The 16,388-nt window shown below is 69.7% G+C and carries 14 protein-coding genes and 1 pseudogene; 7 read left to right on the plus strand and 8 right to left on the minus strand.

Annotated features, from left to right (window positions below; translation table 11 throughout):
* On the plus strand, window positions 1-143 hold a 143-nt coding region (locus tag NA8_RS35370; protein ID WP_369690276.1), incomplete at its 5' end, for a fasciclin domain-containing protein.
* 106 nt (window positions 144-249) lie between these two features.
* On the opposite strand, the gene NA8_RS29145 is transcribed toward NA8_RS35370, so the two are convergent.
* The 4 genes from NA8_RS29145 to NA8_RS29160 form a co-directional block, all read right to left on the minus strand.
* A complete protein-coding gene (locus NA8_RS29145) occupies window positions 250-909 on the minus strand; it encodes a hypothetical protein (RefSeq protein ID WP_063053529.1) in 660 nt (219 codons plus the stop codon).
* Between the two features lie 141 nt (window positions 910-1,050).
* Window positions 1,051-1,629 carry a TetR/AcrR family transcriptional regulator gene (locus NA8_RS29150; protein WP_063053530.1) on the minus strand — a complete coding sequence of 193 codons (579 nt, stop codon included), beginning with the start codon at window positions 1,627-1,629 and terminating at the stop codon, window positions 1,051-1,053.
* Between the two features lie 41 nt (window positions 1,630-1,670).
* Complete coding sequence (locus tag NA8_RS29155) at window positions 1,671-2,369, minus strand: ABC transporter ATP-binding protein (protein ID WP_063053531.1); 699 nt, start codon at window positions 2,367-2,369, stop codon at window positions 1,671-1,673.
* Window positions 2,366-3,490: an ABC transporter permease gene (locus NA8_RS29160; protein WP_063053559.1), complete on the minus strand. Its 1,125-nt coding sequence runs from the start codon at window positions 3,488-3,490 to the stop codon at window positions 2,366-2,368. Before NA8_RS29160 ends, NA8_RS29155 begins: the two co-directional genes overlap by 4 nt.
* 157 nt (window positions 3,491-3,647) lie before the next feature.
* On the opposite strand from NA8_RS29160, the gene NA8_RS33240 reads away from it, so the two are divergent.
* Window positions 3,648-3,821 (plus strand): hypothetical protein, encoded by a 174-nt coding sequence (locus NA8_RS33240; RefSeq protein ID WP_174550154.1) that lies wholly within the window; start codon window positions 3,648-3,650, stop codon window positions 3,819-3,821.
* Window positions 3,822-4,435: 614 nt separating this feature from the next.
* Here the strand turns inward: NA8_RS33240 and NA8_RS29170 are convergent.
* The 4 genes from NA8_RS29170 to NA8_RS29185 form a co-directional block, all read right to left on the minus strand.
* A complete protein-coding gene (locus NA8_RS29170; RefSeq protein ID WP_063053533.1) occupies window positions 4,436-4,957 on the minus strand; it encodes a DUF6924 domain-containing protein in 522 nt (173 codons plus the stop codon).
* Between the two features lie 286 nt (window positions 4,958-5,243).
* The gene (locus tag NA8_RS29175) at window positions 5,244-6,971 is read right to left on the minus strand and encodes a tetratricopeptide repeat protein (protein ID WP_063053534.1); all 1,728 of its coding nucleotides are present in this window, start codon (window positions 6,969-6,971) and stop codon (window positions 5,244-5,246) included.
* Between the two features lie 45 nt (window positions 6,972-7,016).
* Window positions 7,017-8,831 (minus strand): hypothetical protein, encoded by a 1,815-nt coding sequence (locus NA8_RS29180; RefSeq protein WP_063053535.1) that lies wholly within the window; start codon window positions 8,829-8,831, stop codon window positions 7,017-7,019.
* Window positions 8,828-10,117, minus strand: coding sequence for an ABC transporter substrate-binding protein (locus NA8_RS29185; RefSeq protein WP_063053536.1), 1,290 nt, complete (start codon window positions 10,115-10,117; stop codon window positions 8,828-8,830). The genes NA8_RS29180 and NA8_RS29185 overlap by 4 nt, the downstream gene beginning before the upstream one ends.
* Before the next feature lie 264 nt (window positions 10,118-10,381).
* Here NA8_RS29185 and thrS point away from each other — a divergent pair.
* The 5 genes and pseudogenes from thrS to NA8_RS29210 all read left to right on the plus strand — a co-directional run.
* A pseudogene (gene thrS / locus NA8_RS29190) lies at window positions 10,382-11,605 on the plus strand (threonine--tRNA ligase); the annotation flags it as partial.
* A 134-nt stretch (window positions 11,606-11,739) separates the two neighbouring features.
* Window positions 11,740-13,083 carry a cytochrome P450 gene (locus NA8_RS29195; RefSeq protein ID WP_063053538.1) on the plus strand — a complete coding sequence of 448 codons (1,344 nt, stop codon included), beginning with the start codon at window positions 11,740-11,742 and terminating at the stop codon, window positions 13,081-13,083.
* Window positions 13,080-13,985 carry an alpha/beta hydrolase gene (locus tag NA8_RS29200; RefSeq protein WP_063053539.1) on the plus strand — a complete coding sequence of 302 codons (906 nt, stop codon included), beginning with the start codon at window positions 13,080-13,082 and terminating at the stop codon, window positions 13,983-13,985. Before NA8_RS29195 ends, NA8_RS29200 begins: the two co-directional genes overlap by 4 nt.
* The gene (locus NA8_RS29205) at window positions 13,969-14,826 is read left to right on the plus strand and encodes an SDR family NAD(P)-dependent oxidoreductase (protein WP_063053540.1); all 858 of its coding nucleotides are present in this window, start codon (window positions 13,969-13,971) and stop codon (window positions 14,824-14,826) included. Before NA8_RS29200 ends, NA8_RS29205 begins: the two co-directional genes overlap by 17 nt.
* Window positions 14,823-16,331, plus strand: coding sequence for a flavin-containing monooxygenase (locus NA8_RS29210; protein ID WP_063053541.1), 1,509 nt, complete (start codon window positions 14,823-14,825; stop codon window positions 16,329-16,331). The genes NA8_RS29205 and NA8_RS29210 overlap by 4 nt, the downstream gene beginning before the upstream one ends.
* Window positions 16,332-16,388: the final 57 nt, after the last annotated feature.

A 16,388-nucleotide genomic window follows, 5' to 3' on the forward strand; every position in this document is an offset into this window, starting at 1 on the left:
CAGTCGAGGGCTCCTCGGTCACTGTGACCGGCAGCGGTGACAACCTCAAAGTGGCCGATGCCGGTGTGATCTGCGGCGGACTCCAGACCGCGAACGCCACCGTGTACCTGATCGACACGGTGTTGACGCCCCCCGCGGCATGACGGCGCCGACCTCGGGCGGACTCGGGTGGTGACCCACCGCTCGCTCCGCCCGGGGCCCCGGCTCGCCACGGGCCAAGCGAACGACCGGCACCGCGGCAGCCGACGGTCAGGTACCGGAGACCACTATGCCGGAGCCGACCCGGCGGCGGAGGTTGCCGAACTGGCGCAGCTGCATGATCAGATGGGCCGGCTCGCCGACGAGGAATCCGAAGACGGCCATCAGCGGGCGCGGGGCGTCACGGCCCACGGTCCGCACCACCAATCGGGTGCGGCCCTCCGGGAGCGCGCCGAGATGAAAGCCCCAAGCTCCCTGGGTGAACCTGCGTGGCAACGGTCCTCGGGGATCGAACGGGTGTCCGCCGGGGATCTCCAAGTCGCTGCGCAAAACCAGATGCGACGGACGGTCCATCAGCGCCACTGTGAAGTAGGCGCGGCCGTCAGGCGTGGCGTTCACCCGGTCACCCTCGCGCAATTCCTGCCACCGCGGCACGATCTCGTTGGCGCTGGGCTTTCCCCCGTTGTCCAGCCGGTCCCAGCTGTAGAAGCCGCCGCGATCGGTGCCCATCTGGACCAGCCAAGGCCACACTCTCTCCGGAGGCGCCGGAAGGGTGGTCGCCATGGTGGAGCGGGCGGACGGATTCGGAATCAGCGCGTCGCCGGGGTACTCCGCGGCGACCTCCTCGGGGGTGGCACCCCAGCGCAGCGCCCGGTGTCGAGCGACGAGCGCTGCGGCGGCCAGCGCTGTCGCGGAAAAGAGTCCTCGCATGTCGTCCCCTCACGGTCTCGGCTCGGTTCCTGCCGGCATGCGCGGTAGAAGTAGTCGAGCGTCGGACTCGACTGCGTCGCACACGGCTGCTCGGTGTATACCCCCCCTCACACGAAGGCATCCGGAATCGGAAGTCGGCGCCTATCCGGTGCGCAGATACGGCTCGAGCAACTGGTGGGCGAGCGCACGCACGTGTGCTTCGTGCGCGCCGCTCTCGATCATGCGACTGGCCGCCAGGACGATGGACTGGATCAGATCGGACATTCCCTCCGGGTCGTCGGCGCCGTGGTCGGCCAGCGCTTCGGTTAGCGGCACGCGCAGTTGCTCGTGCAGGACCCTGCTGTCCTCGGCCAGCCGTTCGCCGGGAACGACCGCAGCGAGGCCCCGCACGACCGCGTGCTCGCCCACGGCGACCAGATGCAGGTTGGCATCGACGTAGGCAAGGACGCGCGCGCCGGGATCGTCCAGCCCCGCCATCCTTTCGGCGACCGAGGTGGACCAGCGAGGAAAGCTGTCGGCGATGACGGCCTCCAGCAGGTCCTCGCGAGACCGGAAGTAGCGGTAGACGCTGGGGCGCGCCAGGCCCGTTCGCTCGGCGACAGCGGCAAGGCCCGGCGCTTCGCTCCCCCCTTCGGCGAGAAGCTCGCGTGCCGCGTCCAGGATGGCCCGGCGCTGCGCGGCGCGATGCTCCGCGACGGTGGCGGCCTGGATCTTCGGCATAAGCGAGTGCTCCCCTTCTCGGCGTGACGGTGCGGCGGAGATCAGTCGATCCGCGTCAGCTTTCCGTCGATCATCTCGTACACGCCGTCGCAATGGCTCAGCACGTCGTGGTCATGGGTGACCATGACGGTGGCCGCGCGGTGCGCGCGGGTCTCCTTCGCGAGCAGTTCGACCACTTCTCGGCTCCGAGCTCGGTCCAAGGCCGCCGTCGGCTCGTCCACCAGCAGCAGCGTCGGGGCGGTGACCAGCGCACGGGCGATGCCGACCCGCTGCCGTTCCCCGCCGGAGAGCTGATGCGGACGACGGTTCGCTTTCTGCTCCAGCCCTACCTCGGCCAGCAGTCGAAGCGGGTCGCGGGCGGTGGCCTTGCCTCCGAGTCGCGCCGGTAGCCGCAACTGGTCGGCGGCGGCCAGAGCCGGAATGAGATTGCCGGACTGGAAGACGAAGCCGACCAGCTCTCGGCGCAGGCGAGCGCGCGCCTTGCGACCGGGCACTGTCATGTCCTGCCCTGCCACGGTGACCGTTCCCGCATCGGGCCGGGTGAGCGCGCCGGCAACCGCCAGCATGCTCGACTTGCCCGAGCCCGACGGGCCGACCACCGCGACGAATTCGCCGGGTGCGACCGTCAGCGAGACATTGTCCAACGCCAGCACGGTCTCGTCGCCGTCGCCGAACCGCAGGGTGACTTCGCGCATCACCAGGCCGTCCGCATTGGCGTTGTCGACGGTTGTGCCGGTCATCGGCTACCTCCCAGGGCGACGAGCGGATCGACGGCCGCGATCCGGATGATGGCGGCGGCCGCTCCGGCCAGACCCAGGACGACCAGCAGTGCCGCCGCCGACCCGATCGCGGCGGCGGTCATCGAGAACGGAACGGCCGAGCCCATCAGGCTGCCGAGGACGACGCCCGCGCCCAAACCCACCAGCACCGCGAGCACCAGGATGATCAGCGCTTGGGTGAGTGCGTCGCGTAGCAGGTAGCCGGTGGACGCGCCCATCGCGCGCAGCACGGCCAGTTCCTGACGCCGCTGGATGGTCCACACGGTGAAGAACGCGCCGACCACCAGCGCAGAGATGGCGTACAAGAAGACCTGAATCATGGTGAGGGTCAACGTCTCCGCGCTGTAGCCAGGGGATGCGTCGAACGACTTCTTCAGCGCCAGGCTCTTCGTGCCGGCTGCCGTGTCACCGGCCGCGAGGTCCATGTCGGCGTCGCCGGTCCGCACGGCGACGGCGGTGATCTCCCGGTGGACATGTTCGGGCACCGGGTCACCGGGCTTGACTCCGGATCGGATCTGCTGCCACACGGGCAACGGCACATAGGCGACATCGACGTGGCCGTAGGTGTGCTGGCCGCCGAGCGCGCCCACCACCTTCAGCCGCGTCCCGACCCGATCGACGGTGAGGGCGTCGCCGATCTTCAGCCCTTTCTCGATCGCGGTTCGGCTGACCACGATTCCGTCCGCCGCGCCCAATCTCTCTCCCTCGGAGACGGCCGGTGCGAGGAAGGAGTCCGGCTCGACGCCGAACAGCGCGAGATCGATATCGACGTGGGCATCGCTGCGGGCGTTGACCAGTGCGTTGCCGAAGGGCGCGGCATGTTCGACGCCGGGCTGCGCGGCCCATTTCTGCACGGCGTCTCGGTCGACGACGCTGCGGGAAAACGCGGAATCGGTGTGCACGCCTTCGGCGAAGGCGAAGGAGGTGACGGGCAGCTGTTGCAGTCCGGAGACACCGTCGCGGACAAGGCCCTCGGAGAAGCCGGACAACATGACCATCAGGACGGCGATCAGCGAGATCACCGCGCCGACCAGGGTGAACCTGACCCAGGCGAAGCGCAGTTCTCGGATGGCTAGGAACATCTCGGCCACCTGCCGACGAAGGTTAGAAACATCATGTCCGCATGATAGCAACGCCATGTTTCTAAAATCCTCACCCCCCGGGTGGCGACGCATTCGCCAGGCGCGGCGGACGCCTGCAGGGCGCTTCGGTCCATTGCGGTTCGGCCGAACCCACGCCATGCCGGCCGAACTCGGTGCGGCCGAGACGCATCACCTGACCCCCGGTGCGCTGCGCGCGCTCGGCGCGTACTGGTGGCCGGGCAACCTCGCCGAGTTGCACGCGGCGCTCGACCGCGCGGCGCGCAGGCACGGCCGCGGCGCCATAGCAGACCGGCCGAATTCCGCACGCTGACCGTCGGCAATGTCGAATCGCCGCAGCGATCGAGAGTGCGGGGCAGGACTGCCGGCCGGCTTCTACGCTGGACCGGTTGATCGGGGCACTGGCACCACTCCCAGCGAAAGGACCACCATGATTCCTCGTACCGTCGTCGGGATTCGTGTCGTTTCTGTGCTCGCAACAGCTCTAGGGGCCACCGCGATATGGCTGACACTGGTGTCGGCACCGGCCATGGCCGGACCCGCCGCACCCGTCGACACAGAGACGCTGGTGTCCTTCGAATTCGACCCAGACGGAGCCCGCAGCGAATGCCACAGCGGCAAATTCCCGTGCGAGCCGAACGAATTCAGATGCGACAATGACAGGTGCGTTCAGAAACAATGGCTGTGCGACGGCGACGACGACTGTGGCGACGGATCCGACGAACGGAACTGTCAGTAGTCGGGAGCGGGCGGGCGATGCTCGAATGTGTCATCGGCGTCGCCGTCGGGCTGTTCGAGCATCGGGTCGTCCCTCTCGGGGGCCGGTTTGGCGGACGCGGTTGATCGGCTCCTTGCACGCGGACACGGGAGGTTTGCTGTCGTTATGTGGCAGGAAGCTCTGCATTTTGCACCGCGATTGGCCTGGCGTCAGAAGCCGCGAAACACCCCGTCCGCATCTACGGCTGATGCGAAGTCCTCGAAGTCCATGTTCGCAAGCGTGAGGTTGACCTCGACCTCACCTACTTCACGCGGCAGGATCCGGAAAGTCGGCAGGCCTGCGCCGGGTTCACCGCCGCCGCTGTTGTCGACTGCCAGGATCGGATGCTCCGGATCGCGGACGGTCAGTTCGTCGACGATGTACACGTAGTACTGCGATGTGAGCAGCTTCTCGAGGTCTCCGGTCGTCACTGCCTGGAAGTCAGGGGAGTCGACAACGGTCAGCCCGTACTCGACGCCTTCGCTGTCATAGAACTGATTCACTGCGTCGAGTGTCTCGCGCCAGGCCGCGTCGTCGCTGAAATCTGTCCGCAGCAGCAGTGATTCGCCCTCGGGCAATACTCGGTTCACAGTGTTATCGTGCACGACGTTCGCGGCCGGGTCCTCGTTGCAGCCCACCGTAGCCGACACGATCGCCAGCGCCGCCAGCGCTGCGCGGATCACCCTCGTCATTGCACCCTTCCTCAGCCATGCCTCGTACTCGGTGCCTGCGCCGAATACCGCGTCACAGCGGCCTGACAGCGCGTTGTGACCGCGTCCGACATCTTCCTTCGGATCTTCTTCGACTATGCCGCATCCTGTCATCACGCCGCTGTCTTCGCGGCTTCAACCACGACGGCCGCGACATCACCGCTGGCCAAGCCATTGTCATCGTTTTCGCGCGATTACTACCGCGACCCCCTCACGGGACGAGCCGGGCCGTGCCCGCCGACCTCGGTGGGCACGAGGAGCGGGAAGGTCAGCGGTCGGAGTGCGGCCGGTGGGCGTGGTCTTCGAGGGGATCGGGCCACTGCTCGATGTGAGTGAGGGAGGTGCGGCGGCGGGCCGGGAGCAGGCCGAGAAAGCCGCGATCGGCGCGGATACTCGAACGTGCTTGTGCGGCATAGTATTCGACGTGCCGGGCGCCGGGATGCCTGCGGCGGGCTTCGGCGAGCCATCCGGTGGCCTGGCGCAGGGCCTCGGTGCGGGTGAGGGGTGGGTCGGTGGGCAGCAGCAGGGTGGCGTGATCGGGGTCGGCGACGATCGCGGCGCCGAGGTGTTGCAGGCAGCGGCCGATGCCGGGGTCGTCGTCGAGAGCGCGGTAGCCGGTCAGGGCGAGTTGCCAACAGCGCAGGGCTCGGCGGGGTTCGCCGCGGGCCCACCACAGAGCGCCCATGGTCTCGTGGGTCTGGGCGCGTCCGTCGGGATCGAGGCCGGCGCGGGTGAGGGATTCGGCGAGTTCGAGCCGATCCTGCGCGGCGTCGAGGCGCCCTTGCCGGATGTGCACGACGGCGAGATTGATCAGGGCGCACACCTCGCCGGCGACGTCGTCGCGCGGCAGCAGCCACCACGCGGCCTCCAACTGGTCGGCCACCTTGTCGAGATCCGGCGCCGCGGTGGCCAGTAGGCCCAGCGCCGTCTGATGTTCCCAGCGGGCGGCCAAGCTCGTGGACAACCGCCGCGGCCGATAGCCCCGCGGTCGCGCGCGCAGCCGACCCGCCCGCAGCCTCACCAGGTCGCGGTTCAGCTCGTCGATGCCGGGAAGTGATCGCAGGTCGTCGGCCACGCCATTCTCGTTCTCTCCCAGACCGCTTCGGGCGTACCACACGTCCAAGGCGTGGCCGAGGCGGATGAGATGTCCGACCGCTACCGGGGGGAATTCCACGCCCGGCTCGGTCTCCGTGTTCGCTGCCGCAGCGCACGCGGCCACAAGGCCGCGCAGGTAGGGTTCCTCGGTCTCGAACCAGCGGCGAGCGCCTACGGCGAAGCGCCGTGACTCCAGCGCGATCGCCCAGCGGCCGGCTCGATCGGCGTAGTGGTGCAGCAGCGCGGTGAGCGCCGCTGCCCACTGCGGTCCGGCGGTCACCGCCGCGCGATCCGGCGACGCCGGCACCAGATGTACGCAGAACCGCTGTGCTCCATCGGGGGCGAGGACCCCGCGGCGGAGCAGACCCTCCAGCAGTTTTGCCGCGGTGCGCGCCGAGGGTTCCCTCGCCAGCGGCAACCGCCCCGGCGTGTCCCGAATGGCGTTCAGCACTGCCAGCAACGCGACGGTTTCGTAGTCGTGCACCGGCAGGTCCCGCAGCACCGCGGCGATGAGATGCCCGTTCAGCGTCGCGACTTCCCGCGGGGATGGCGCGGCGACCCGCGGTCTGCGGTCGGCCAACGCGGGGCCCGGTTCGACGAGACCGGCGATCAGGTCCATTTCACGGGCGGTGCGCACCTTGGTGCGATAACCGCGGGCGAACCGGGACAGCGCATAGGTCGCGGCCGCGGCGATGAACAGCACCGACAACCAGCGCAGCGGCCCGTTGAAGAACTGCACGAGGGCGTTCTCGCCGAACGAATTCACCACCAGGGTGCGCACCAGCTCGAACAGCACGGTGTAGGCGACCAGCGACGCGGTGCCCAGAAAACCGATCCAGATGGACGATCGCGGCGTCGCGGTCTGCCCGACCGGTTCGGTGGGTTCGGTCGATGTACTCACCCGGTTCCTCCCTTGCCACGCCGGTGGCGACCGGCTGGGGCCGCGTCATCGCAGCACTCCACCGGTCAACCCGGGCACGACCCAGCGCCGCCAGGTCACCAGCAGCAGCGCCACCGGCAGCACGGCCGATACCAGCGCTCCCGCGGCCAGTTGCGCGATGTTCTCACCGAATTGCCGCGCTTCGCCCCACAGCAGCAGCGACCACGGGCTCGCGCCCGCTCCGCTGACCACGAGACCGATGAAGAAGTCGTTCCACACCTGGACGAATTCGAGCACCGCCACCGCCCCCAGCGCGGGCCCGGACGAGGCCAGCACACGCTGGGCGATGGTGCCCGGACTGGCCAAACCGTGCAGGGCGTCGGAGGCCGTGCTGCCCGGTGGGGCGAGCATCGCGCCGCGCAGCACGAGGATGGCGACCGGCAGTCCGGCGGCGGCATGCACGAGGATCAGTGGAATCCGCGTTCCCGACAGCTCATAGGCGTCGACGAGACCGTCGAGCGGCCCCAGGTAGGTCTGCGCGGGGATCACCGCGAGCACCACCAGGGCCACGACCGCAAGTCGGGCGGCGGTGCCGTTGGGTCGCAGCGCGGCCAGTCGGTAGGCCACCGGAACGGCCGCGGTCACCACGACCACCGTCGCGATCCCCGCGACCCAGGCGGTGGTCTGCAGTGAGCGCCACAGGCCGTCGTCGCCCAATACCAGAGCGACGGCGGAGAATCCGAAGCCCTCGTGTCCGCGCAGCCCGGTGTAGGCGAGTACGCCGATCGGGTACAGCACCAGCAGCGAGACCAGCACGATGCCCGCCGCGCGCCCGGGGCCGATGCGCCGCCGTCCCGCCACCGAGATCGCGCGCACCGCCGACCAACTCGCGCGATGCCTGCGCACGTCCACTTGCAGCAGCCAGGCGACGGCGCCCACCAGCACCGCCAGCGGCAGCGTGTAGGCCGCGGCGACGCCGGGGTCGGCGTCGGCGGCCAGCCGCCACCAATGCACGGTCGCACTGTCGACCTGGTACTCGAGGGCCCCGGGCACCCCGATCAGCACCACGTCGAACACGCGCGCGGCCGCGACCCCCACGGCCAGCCCGGCGATCAACAGCACCGGGCGCAGCAACTCGTACAGGCGGATCGCCAGCGGTCTGCCGTCGTCGCGATAGAGGTACCCGGCGCGGGCCGGATCAGCCTCTATCGCATGGATTCCCGCGCGGAACAACGCGGTGAGGAAGCCCAGCCAGGTCCACAGGAACGCCGAGCCGAGCATCGCCGCCAGCCACCACCGGTAGAGCCCGACGTCCTGGAGGTCCAGCCATCGGGCGCCGTTGCCGAAGATCACCCGGAACGCCACCCCGGACACGAACGCCGACACGCCGAACGGCACGATCAGCGGCAGCCACAGCCATCGCGCCGCCCGCCCCCACCAGGCGATCGCCAGCGCCAGGATCAGCAGCCCGATCCCGAAGGCCACCCACAGCAGCGTGCGCAGGTAGGCGCCCCGGCCGTCGACGGTCATCGTGCCGCCCAGCAGCCACAGCCCGCCGACGGTTCCGCCGATCGCGAAGACCCACGCCAGGATTCGTCTCCGCGGCGCCTTCAACCGTCTGCGCAGCACCGCGGGCAGCAGCGCACTCGCTGCGACGACCGCGCACGCGAGGACCTCTATCGGGCGTGCCCGGGCGGCGATGAGGACGGTCCACCCGGCGGGCAGCGCCAACAGCGCGACCGTTAGTACCGTCGCGGGCAGTCCCGCCAGCCAACCCAGCCACCGCCGTGGCCTGCCGCCGGGAACCAGCGGTCCGCGCATGCGGCGGGTGGCCAGCTCGATGCGCAGACCGTTGACGTCGAAATCCGGGGGTGAGGTCATCGGCGCTGCTCGACGTCGTCCAGCGCGGCGATCGCGCGTGCGGTGGCGTCGGCGACCCGCGTCTGCGCACCGTCACCGATCGCGATGAGGAACTCCGTCAGCGCCCGCCACAGCCCTTCCCTGCCCCCGACCGGCCCGATCCGGTCGGACAGATCGAAGGTGCTGCGGGCGGCGAGTTCCCGCGCCGAGGGCGCCAGCAGCGGCGAGTAGTCGGCCTCGGTGCGCAGGTTCGGCGCGAGGAAACCACCGTAGCGCTGGATCCACGGCAGCGGGGCGCGGTCCCCGGCCAGTTTCTCGACCAGTTCGCCGGCGCGCGGGTTCGCCTGCTGCGTCACCACGATCACGTCGCCGCCGACGATCTTCGGCCGCACCGACGCGGCGGTCACCGCCGGGAACGGCACGACGCCTACGGCGTCTTCGACCTCGCGCCCGGAGGCGCGGACCGCGCTGCGCACGATGGGTTCGGCGAAGTCGGGGGCGATGACCGCCGCGGCGCGGCGGTGCTGGAACACATCCCGGACAGCGTCGGAGAATTGCCTGGTCAATGCGACGCCGACGCCACCGGGGAAGGCGTGGCGTTGCCCCCACAACACCCCCAGGTGCCCGAACGCGGCGCGCACCGCCGGGTTGTCCCACTCGCGGCTGTCCTTGGAGGCCAATTCGTCGTAGATGCGCGGGGATTCGGCGAGCAACACGTTCTCGAAGAAGTCGGTCAGCACCCATCCGTCGGCGGCGGCCAGCGCGAGCAGGCGGATCGGCGTCTGGGCGAGCACCTCCATCCGGTCGACCCAGTCCCCGAGCATCCAGGCGGCCGGTTCACCCAGGCCGTGGGTGGTGAACTGCTGGCGGTCGAACCACACCAGCGACTTGTCCGCGGCTTTGAACGGCACACCGTAGAGCCGATCCTCGTAGCGCAGCAACTGTTGCCAGGGCTGGGCGTAGCGGGGGCCGAGTTCGTCGGTCCACACCGTTTCGGCGACAGGCCGCAGTTCGTGTCGTTCGGCGAGTTCGCGCACCCGCCCTGCCTGCGGAAGCAACACCACGTCCGGCGCGGACCGGCCGCCTGCGGTGAACGCGGTGTCGGTGTTGTCGCCGAGGGGGATCACTTCGACCGCGAAGCCGAGGTCCAGTCCGGCCAGCACGGTGTGGAAGGCCGCCAATTCCTGCCCGCTCCAGGACACCCCCACGCGCACCGCGTCGGAGCTGCCCAACAGCAGATCCGGCGCGCACGCGGCGGCCAGCGGGAGGACCATTCCCGCTTGCAGCAACGCTCTGCGCGTGCTCATCGACCCCCGATGTCATTGCGTGGCAATCGAACCCGATTATGCGGCAAAGCCGTCACGCCGGTGGGCACTTCGCGATCTTCGTCCGCCGCAAAACTCCCATGCGTGGCGGCGGCTGCCGCTGCTACCGTCATCGGTGTGAAGCGCGCTGCTGCGACGACGACGCCGGAACCCGTCCCGGCGCGCTGATCCACGTTTGTCCGAGCCCGGGGCGAGTGCCCTGGGGCTTCGTCTCGTGGTCACTCGCCCGCTGTTGACGAGGAGACCACCATGCCCGACCATCGCATCCTCGGCCGTGCGCTGAATCTGTTCGACACCGACCCGCTGATCGGCGCCGGCCTGCCGTTCTGGCTGCCGGACGGTGCCGCCGTGCGGCAAGCCCTGGAGGACTACATCCGCGCCGCCGAACGCCGCGGGGGCTATCGCCATGTGTATTCGCCGGTGCTCGGCAAACGCGAACTCTACGAGATTTCCGGGCACTGGGGGCATTACCGGGAAGATATGTTCCCGCCGATGGATCTCGGCGGCGAGCAAGTGGTGTTGCGCCCGAGCCTGTGCCCGCACCATGCGCTGCTGTTTCGCTCCCGCGCACACAGCTATCGCGAACTGCCGTTGCGGATCGCCGAACTGGGTGGCATGTATCGCTCCGAACTGTCCGGCGTGCTGGGCGGATTGACCCGGGTACGGGGGATCCAGCTCAACGACGCGCATATCTTCTGCACCCGCGATCAAGCCGCCGCCGAGGTCGCCGGCGCGCTGGCGATGATCGCCGACGCCTATGCCGCGCTGGACATCCGTGCCGCCCGCTACCGGTTGTCGCTGCCCGGGCCCGGTGGGAAATACGTTGCCGCGCCGCCATTGTGGGAGCGGTCGATCACCTTGCTCGCTGCGGTCCTGGACGACTGCGGCCTCGGATACGACGCGGTCGAAGGCGAGGCCGCGTTCTACGGGCCGAAGATCGACGTGCAAGTCCGGGACAGCGCGGGACGGGAGTCCACCCTGTCCACCGTGCAGGTCGATTTCCATCAACCCGAGCAGTTCGACCTGCGCTACACCGGCGCCGACGGCGCCGCGCACCGGCCGGTCATGGTGCACCGCAGCATCGTCGGCAGCGTCGAGCGGGCCGTGGCCCACCTGATCGAGTGCCACGGCGGCCGGTTCCCGGCCTGGCTGGCGCCGACCCAGTTGGTCGTGTTGCCGGTGACCGAGGCCCAGCAGGCAGCCGCCGCGCAGTTCGAGCGCCGCTGCCGCGACCTCGGGCTGCGCGTGGTGGTCGCGCCGCCGGATCGCGGCAGCCTCGGCTCACGCATCCGCGATCACCGCCTCGTGCCGTATTCGGCGATCATCGGCGCGGAGGAGGCCGCAGCCGGCAGGGTGGCGTTGCGCCTGCGCGACGGCCGCCGCCTCGCCCCGTTGGCGGCCGCCGAAGCGCTCGGCCGCATCGGTGCTCTGCTGGCTGTCCATAGCGCCGAACTGTGGGACGTGGCGTGATCCCGAAGCGCTGGATCGCCAGTGGCCGCGTCCGCCCGCTGGCGGGATCACCTTCGTGTAAGCCTTGTCACAGCGTGGTACACGAGCGTACCGTGCGTGTGGTACATCGAAGTACCACACGAGGAGGTGGGCTTATGCCCGCTGTGCGACTTCCCGACGGGCCATCCACCCCGGCGATCGTGCAGAACCTGCAGATCCTGACCGGGCGCACCCGGACCTGGCGCCGCATGCACGACCGTTACGGATCGGCCTTCACCATCCAGATGCCCCGATTCGGACGGTCGGTCGTGCTCGCCGACCCCGCCGAGATCAAAGCCCTGTTCACCGCGAGCGCCGATCTCGTCGACAACATCGACATCAACCTCGGCCAGTTCCTCGGGCCGGGTTCGTTGTTCGCCCTTACCGGCGCCGAACACCGCAAGCAGCGCAAACTGCTCACCCCGCCCTTCCACGGCCGCAGGCTGACCGTGTACGAATCGCTGATCGAAGCCGAAACCGTTCGCGAGATGGCGTCGTGGCCGTCGGGCCGCGAGTTCGCGACGATGGACTCGATGATGCGGATCACGCTGAACGTGATCCTGCGGGCGGTGTTCGGCGCCGAGGGAGTGGAATTCGAGCAACTGCGCGAGCTGCTGCCCAAACTCGTCCTGATCGGATCGGCCCTGGCCGCGATCCCGGTACCCAAGCGGGCGCTGGGCAGATTCGGTCCCTGGTCCCGGTTCGCGCAATATCGCCGCCGCTACGACGAGATCGTCGGCATGCTCATCGACCGCGCGGTCCGCGACGGAATCGACGAGCGCGACGACGTGCTGGCGATGATGCTGCAAGCCCGCTACGACGACGGCTCCGCCATGTCGCGCAGCGAGATCGCCGACGAATTGCTCACCCTGCTCACCGCTGGGCACGAGACGACGGCGACGACATTGTCGTGGACGATCGAGCGGCTGCGCAGGCACCCGGAAATCCTGCGCCGCTTGGTCGCCGAAGCCGATGCCGGGGGCTCGCAGTTGCGCGAGGCGACACTGCTGGAGGTACAGCGCGTGCGCCCGGTCATCGACGCCACCATTCGCCAGGTCCGGGCCGACTCGTTGCCGCTGGGCCGCTGGACGTTGCCGAAAGGGCAGAAGGTCCTGGTCAGCATCCGGCTGATGCACGACAACGAGCAGCTGTTCCCGAATGCCCGCGCCTTCGACCCCGATCGTTTCCTCGGCGTGCGGCCCGGCACATTCAGCTGGATCCCGTTCGGCGGCGGCAGCCGCCGGTGCATCGGCGCCGCGTTCGCCACGATGGAGATGAACGTCGTGCTGCGCACCCTGCTGCGGGATTTCACGCTGGAGCCGACAGACGCCCGCGACGAACGCGCGCACTTCCGCGGCGTCGCCCTCGCCCCGGCCGAGAAGGGCCGCGCCGTCGTGCACCGACGCACCCCGCGACCCGGTGTCCCGGCGCTCGACCGCGCCGCCGAGGCGACGGCATGAGCGAGCGATTCGCCGACGTCGGCGGCGGCGTCACCCTGGCCTACGAGCAGTACGGCACGGGCGGGATCCCGCTTCTCCTGGTCGCCGGGCTCGGCCAGCAACTCCACGACTGGCCCGACGGGTTGTGCGAGCTCCTGGTGGCGCGTGGATACCACGTCATCCGTTTCGACAATCGCGACGTGGGCCGCTCGACGCACGGCGACTTCCCGCCACCGGGCCCGGTCGATCTCCTGGCCCGGCGCTGGCACCGCGATCAGTACACGCTGGCCGATCTGGCCGCCGACACCGTGGGCCTGCTCGACGCGCTCGAGCTGCCCCGGGCGCATCTGGTCGGTATGTCGATGGGCGGCATGATCGCCCAGACCGTCGCCGCCCGCCATCCCGTCCGGGTCGGTTCATTGACCTCGATCATGTCCACCACCGGCGCCGCGCGCGTCGGGCGCCCGGCGTGGTCGACCTGGAGGTTGATGCTCAGCAGACCTGCCCGCACCCGCGACGAGCACATCGACCGGGCCGTGCGCATATACCGGCACATCCGGTCGGCCGCATACCCGTTCGACGAGTCCGCGGTGCGCGCGACGGCGGCCAGGACCTGGGACCGGGATCCCGCCCCCGCCGCGGGCGTCGGTCGTCAGTTGGCAGGCATCCTGAAATCCGGTGACCGGACCGCTGAACTGCGCGCGGTGACCGCCCCGACACTGGTCCTGCACGGTGACCGCGACCTCATGGTCGCACCGACCGGCGCGACCGCGACCGCTCGCGCGATCTCCGGCGCACGCCTGCACACCCTGGCGGGCATGGGCCACGACCTGCCCGCCGCGGTGTGGCCGAGTCTCGCCGACCTCATCCACGAACACATCCGCACCTCTGAAACCAGGAGCATCGATGCCCCGCACCCGTAGGCCCCTGTCCGGCCGCCCGGTGATGATCACCGGCGCGGCCTCCGGCATCGGCCGCAGTCTCGCCCGATCGCTGTCGGCCACAGGCTCCCCCGTCGCGATCGCCGATATCGATCAGGCCGGGCTGAAGGAAACCGCCGCCGCGCTCACCGGCCCGGTACTGACCCGGGTCCTGGACGTGCGCGACGCCGCCGACCAGCTCGCCTTCGCCGACGAGGTCCGCGACTGGCTGACCGCGCCACTGGCGGCGGTGTTCAACAACGCCGGTGTCGCGGTCTCGGCCTCGGTGCTCGACGCCGTTCCCGAGGACGACGAATGGCTGCGGCGGATCAACTTCGACGGAGTCGTCAACGGCACGCGCGCCTTCCTGCCCATCCTCGTCGAGCAGGATCACGGCGTCATCGTCAACACCTCGAGCGTGTTCGGGTTGCTCGGCATGCCCAACCAAAGCGCCTACTGCGCGGCGAAATTCGCGGTGCGCGGCTTCACCGACGCCCTGCGCCAGGAACTGCGCGGCACCGGTGTGTCCGCGGTGAACGTCCATCCCGGCGGTATCAGCACCAACATCGCGCGCAACGCCCGGGTCCGCAAGGACCCCGAGGGCCGGGGCCGCACGCACGAGCAGATGGCGGCGGAATTCGAGGCGCTGACGCTCACCACGCCGGAGAAAGCGGCCGAAATCATCCGCCGCGGCGTCGAACACGGCAAGTCCCGCATCCTCGTCGGACCCGACGCCTATCTGTTCGACCTCTTGGCGCGGGTGACGCCCACCCACTACTACGGTGTGGTCGCGCTGCTCGAGCGCCGCCTGCGTAACCGCGACACCACGGGAGCACCGGCATGAGCGAACACCTCGACGTCCTGATCGTCGGCGCAGGCCTGTCCGGTATCGGCGCGGCCCACCACCTGCAGGCGGCGTTCCCCGCCCGCAGCTACGCGATCCTCGAAGCACGCGACGACCTCGGCGGCACCTGGGATCTGTTCCGCTACCCCGGCGTGCGCTCGGACTCCGACATGCACACTCTCGGATACCGGTTCCGCCCGTGGACTCGAGCCGAGGCCATCGCCGACGGTCCCGCCATCCTGCGCTACATCCGCGACGCCGCCGCCGACGCCGGCATCGACCGATTCATCCGCTACGGGCATCGGGTGACCGAAGCGTCCTGGTCCAGCGCCGAGTCCCGCTGGACCGTCCTGGCCGAACACGACGGCGACACGCGCGTGATCACCTGCGACTTCCTGCTCGTGTGCAGCGGCTACTACCGCTACGACGAGGGCTACACACCGCATTTCGCCGGCGTCGAGGACTTCGCCGGCCGACTGGTGCATCCGCAGCACTGGCCCCAGGACCTGGACTGCGCGGGCAAGCGGGTGGTCGTCATCGGCAGCGGCGCCACCGCCGTGACCCTGGTACCGGCCTTGGCCCGGACCGCCGCACAGGTGACGATGCTGCAGCGCTCGCCCACCTACATCCTGCCCGTCCCCGCCCGCGACACCGTGGCCGACCGGCTGCGGCGACTGCTGGGCCCGCGGCGCGCATACACGGTCGTCCGCTGGAAGAACGTGCTGATCAGCACGCTGATCTACCAGTTCAGCAGGCGGCGGCCCCGGCAGATGCGGAAGTTCATCCGCGATCTGACCGTGAAGCAACTGCCCGACGGTTACGACGTCGACACCCACTTCAAACCGTCCTACCAGCCGTGGGATCAGCGGCTGTGCTTGGTGCCCGACGGGGATTTGTTCCGCGCGATCCGCGACGGCCGAGCCACGGTGGTCACCGATCGCATCGACACGTTCACCGCGACCGGGCTGCGCCTGGCCTCCGGGCGCGAACTCGACGCCGACGTGGTGGTGACTGCCACCGGCCTGCGACTGCTCGCACTCGGCGGCATCCGGCTCGCGGTGGACGGACACGAGGTCGCGCTGCCCCAGACCATGGCCTACAAGGGAATGATGCTCAGTGGAGTACCGAACTTCGCCTTCACCATCGGCTACACCAACGCGTCCTGGACGCTGAAAGCCGATCTGGTCAGCGAGTTCGTCTGCCGGTTGCTGCGACACATGGACGCGGGCGGCTACCGGCAGACCACCCCGTGGCCGGACCCTGCCGTGGCGCCCGAGCCACTGCTGGACTTCCCGGCCGGCTACGTGCTGCGCGACATCGACCGCTTCCCCAAGGCGGGCTCCCGGGCCCCGTGGCGGCTGGGGATGAGCTACGGCCACGATGTGCTCACCCTGCGCTATGGCCGCATCGACGACGGCACCATCCGCTTCACCGGCGCGGACGCACCGGCCGACGATGCCCATGCCGTGGTGCGGGGGCGCGATCCTGGGCAGGTGACGGCCTGACCGCGCACCGGTGCGCGGCACCCGCACGCGGTGTGCCTCGGGCCGGGCGTGGTGACC

This window comes from Nocardia arthritidis NBRC 100137 (genome assembly GCF_001612765.1).
Taxonomy (GTDB): domain Bacteria; phylum Actinomycetota; class Actinomycetes; order Mycobacteriales; family Mycobacteriaceae; genus Nocardia; species Nocardia arthritidis.

Bases quoted from the DNA above. Each gene is read 5' to 3' on its own strand.
- NA8_RS29210 (WP_063053541.1), top strand. From the start codon at position 14,823: ATGAGCGAACACCTCGACGTCCTGATCGTCGGCGCAGGCCTGTCCGGT.
- NA8_RS29150 (WP_063053530.1), bottom strand. From the start codon at position 1,629: ATGCCGAAGATCCAGGCCGCCACCGTCGCGGAGCATCGCGCCGCGCAG.
- NA8_RS29160 (WP_063053559.1), bottom strand. From the start codon at position 3,490: ATGTTCCTAGCCATCCGAGAACTGCGCTTCGCCTGGGTCAGGTTCACC.
- NA8_RS29180 (WP_063053535.1), bottom strand. From the start codon at position 8,831: ATGACCTCACCCCCGGATTTCGACGTCAACGGTCTGCGCATCGAGCTG.
- NA8_RS29185 (WP_063053536.1), bottom strand. From the start codon at position 10,117: ATGAGCACGCGCAGAGCGTTGCTGCAAGCGGGAATGGTCCTCCCGCTG.
- NA8_RS29145 (WP_063053529.1), bottom strand. From the start codon at position 909: ATGCGAGGACTCTTTTCCGCGACAGCGCTGGCCGCCGCAGCGCTCGTC.
- NA8_RS33240 (WP_174550154.1), top strand. From the start codon at position 3,648: ATGCCGGCCGAACTCGGTGCGGCCGAGACGCATCACCTGACCCCCGGT.
- NA8_RS29155 (WP_063053531.1), bottom strand. From the start codon at position 2,369: ATGACCGGCACAACCGTCGACAACGCCAATGCGGACGGCCTGGTGATG.
- NA8_RS29200 (WP_063053539.1), top strand. From the start codon at position 13,080: ATGAGCGAGCGATTCGCCGACGTCGGCGGCGGCGTCACCCTGGCCTAC.
- NA8_RS29170 (WP_063053533.1), bottom strand. From the start codon at position 4,957: ATGACGAGGGTGATCCGCGCAGCGCTGGCGGCGCTGGCGATCGTGTCG.
- NA8_RS29195 (WP_063053538.1), top strand. From the start codon at position 11,740: ATGCCCGCTGTGCGACTTCCCGACGGGCCATCCACCCCGGCGATCGTG.
- NA8_RS29205 (WP_063053540.1), top strand. From the start codon at position 13,969: ATGCCCCGCACCCGTAGGCCCCTGTCCGGCCGCCCGGTGATGATCACC.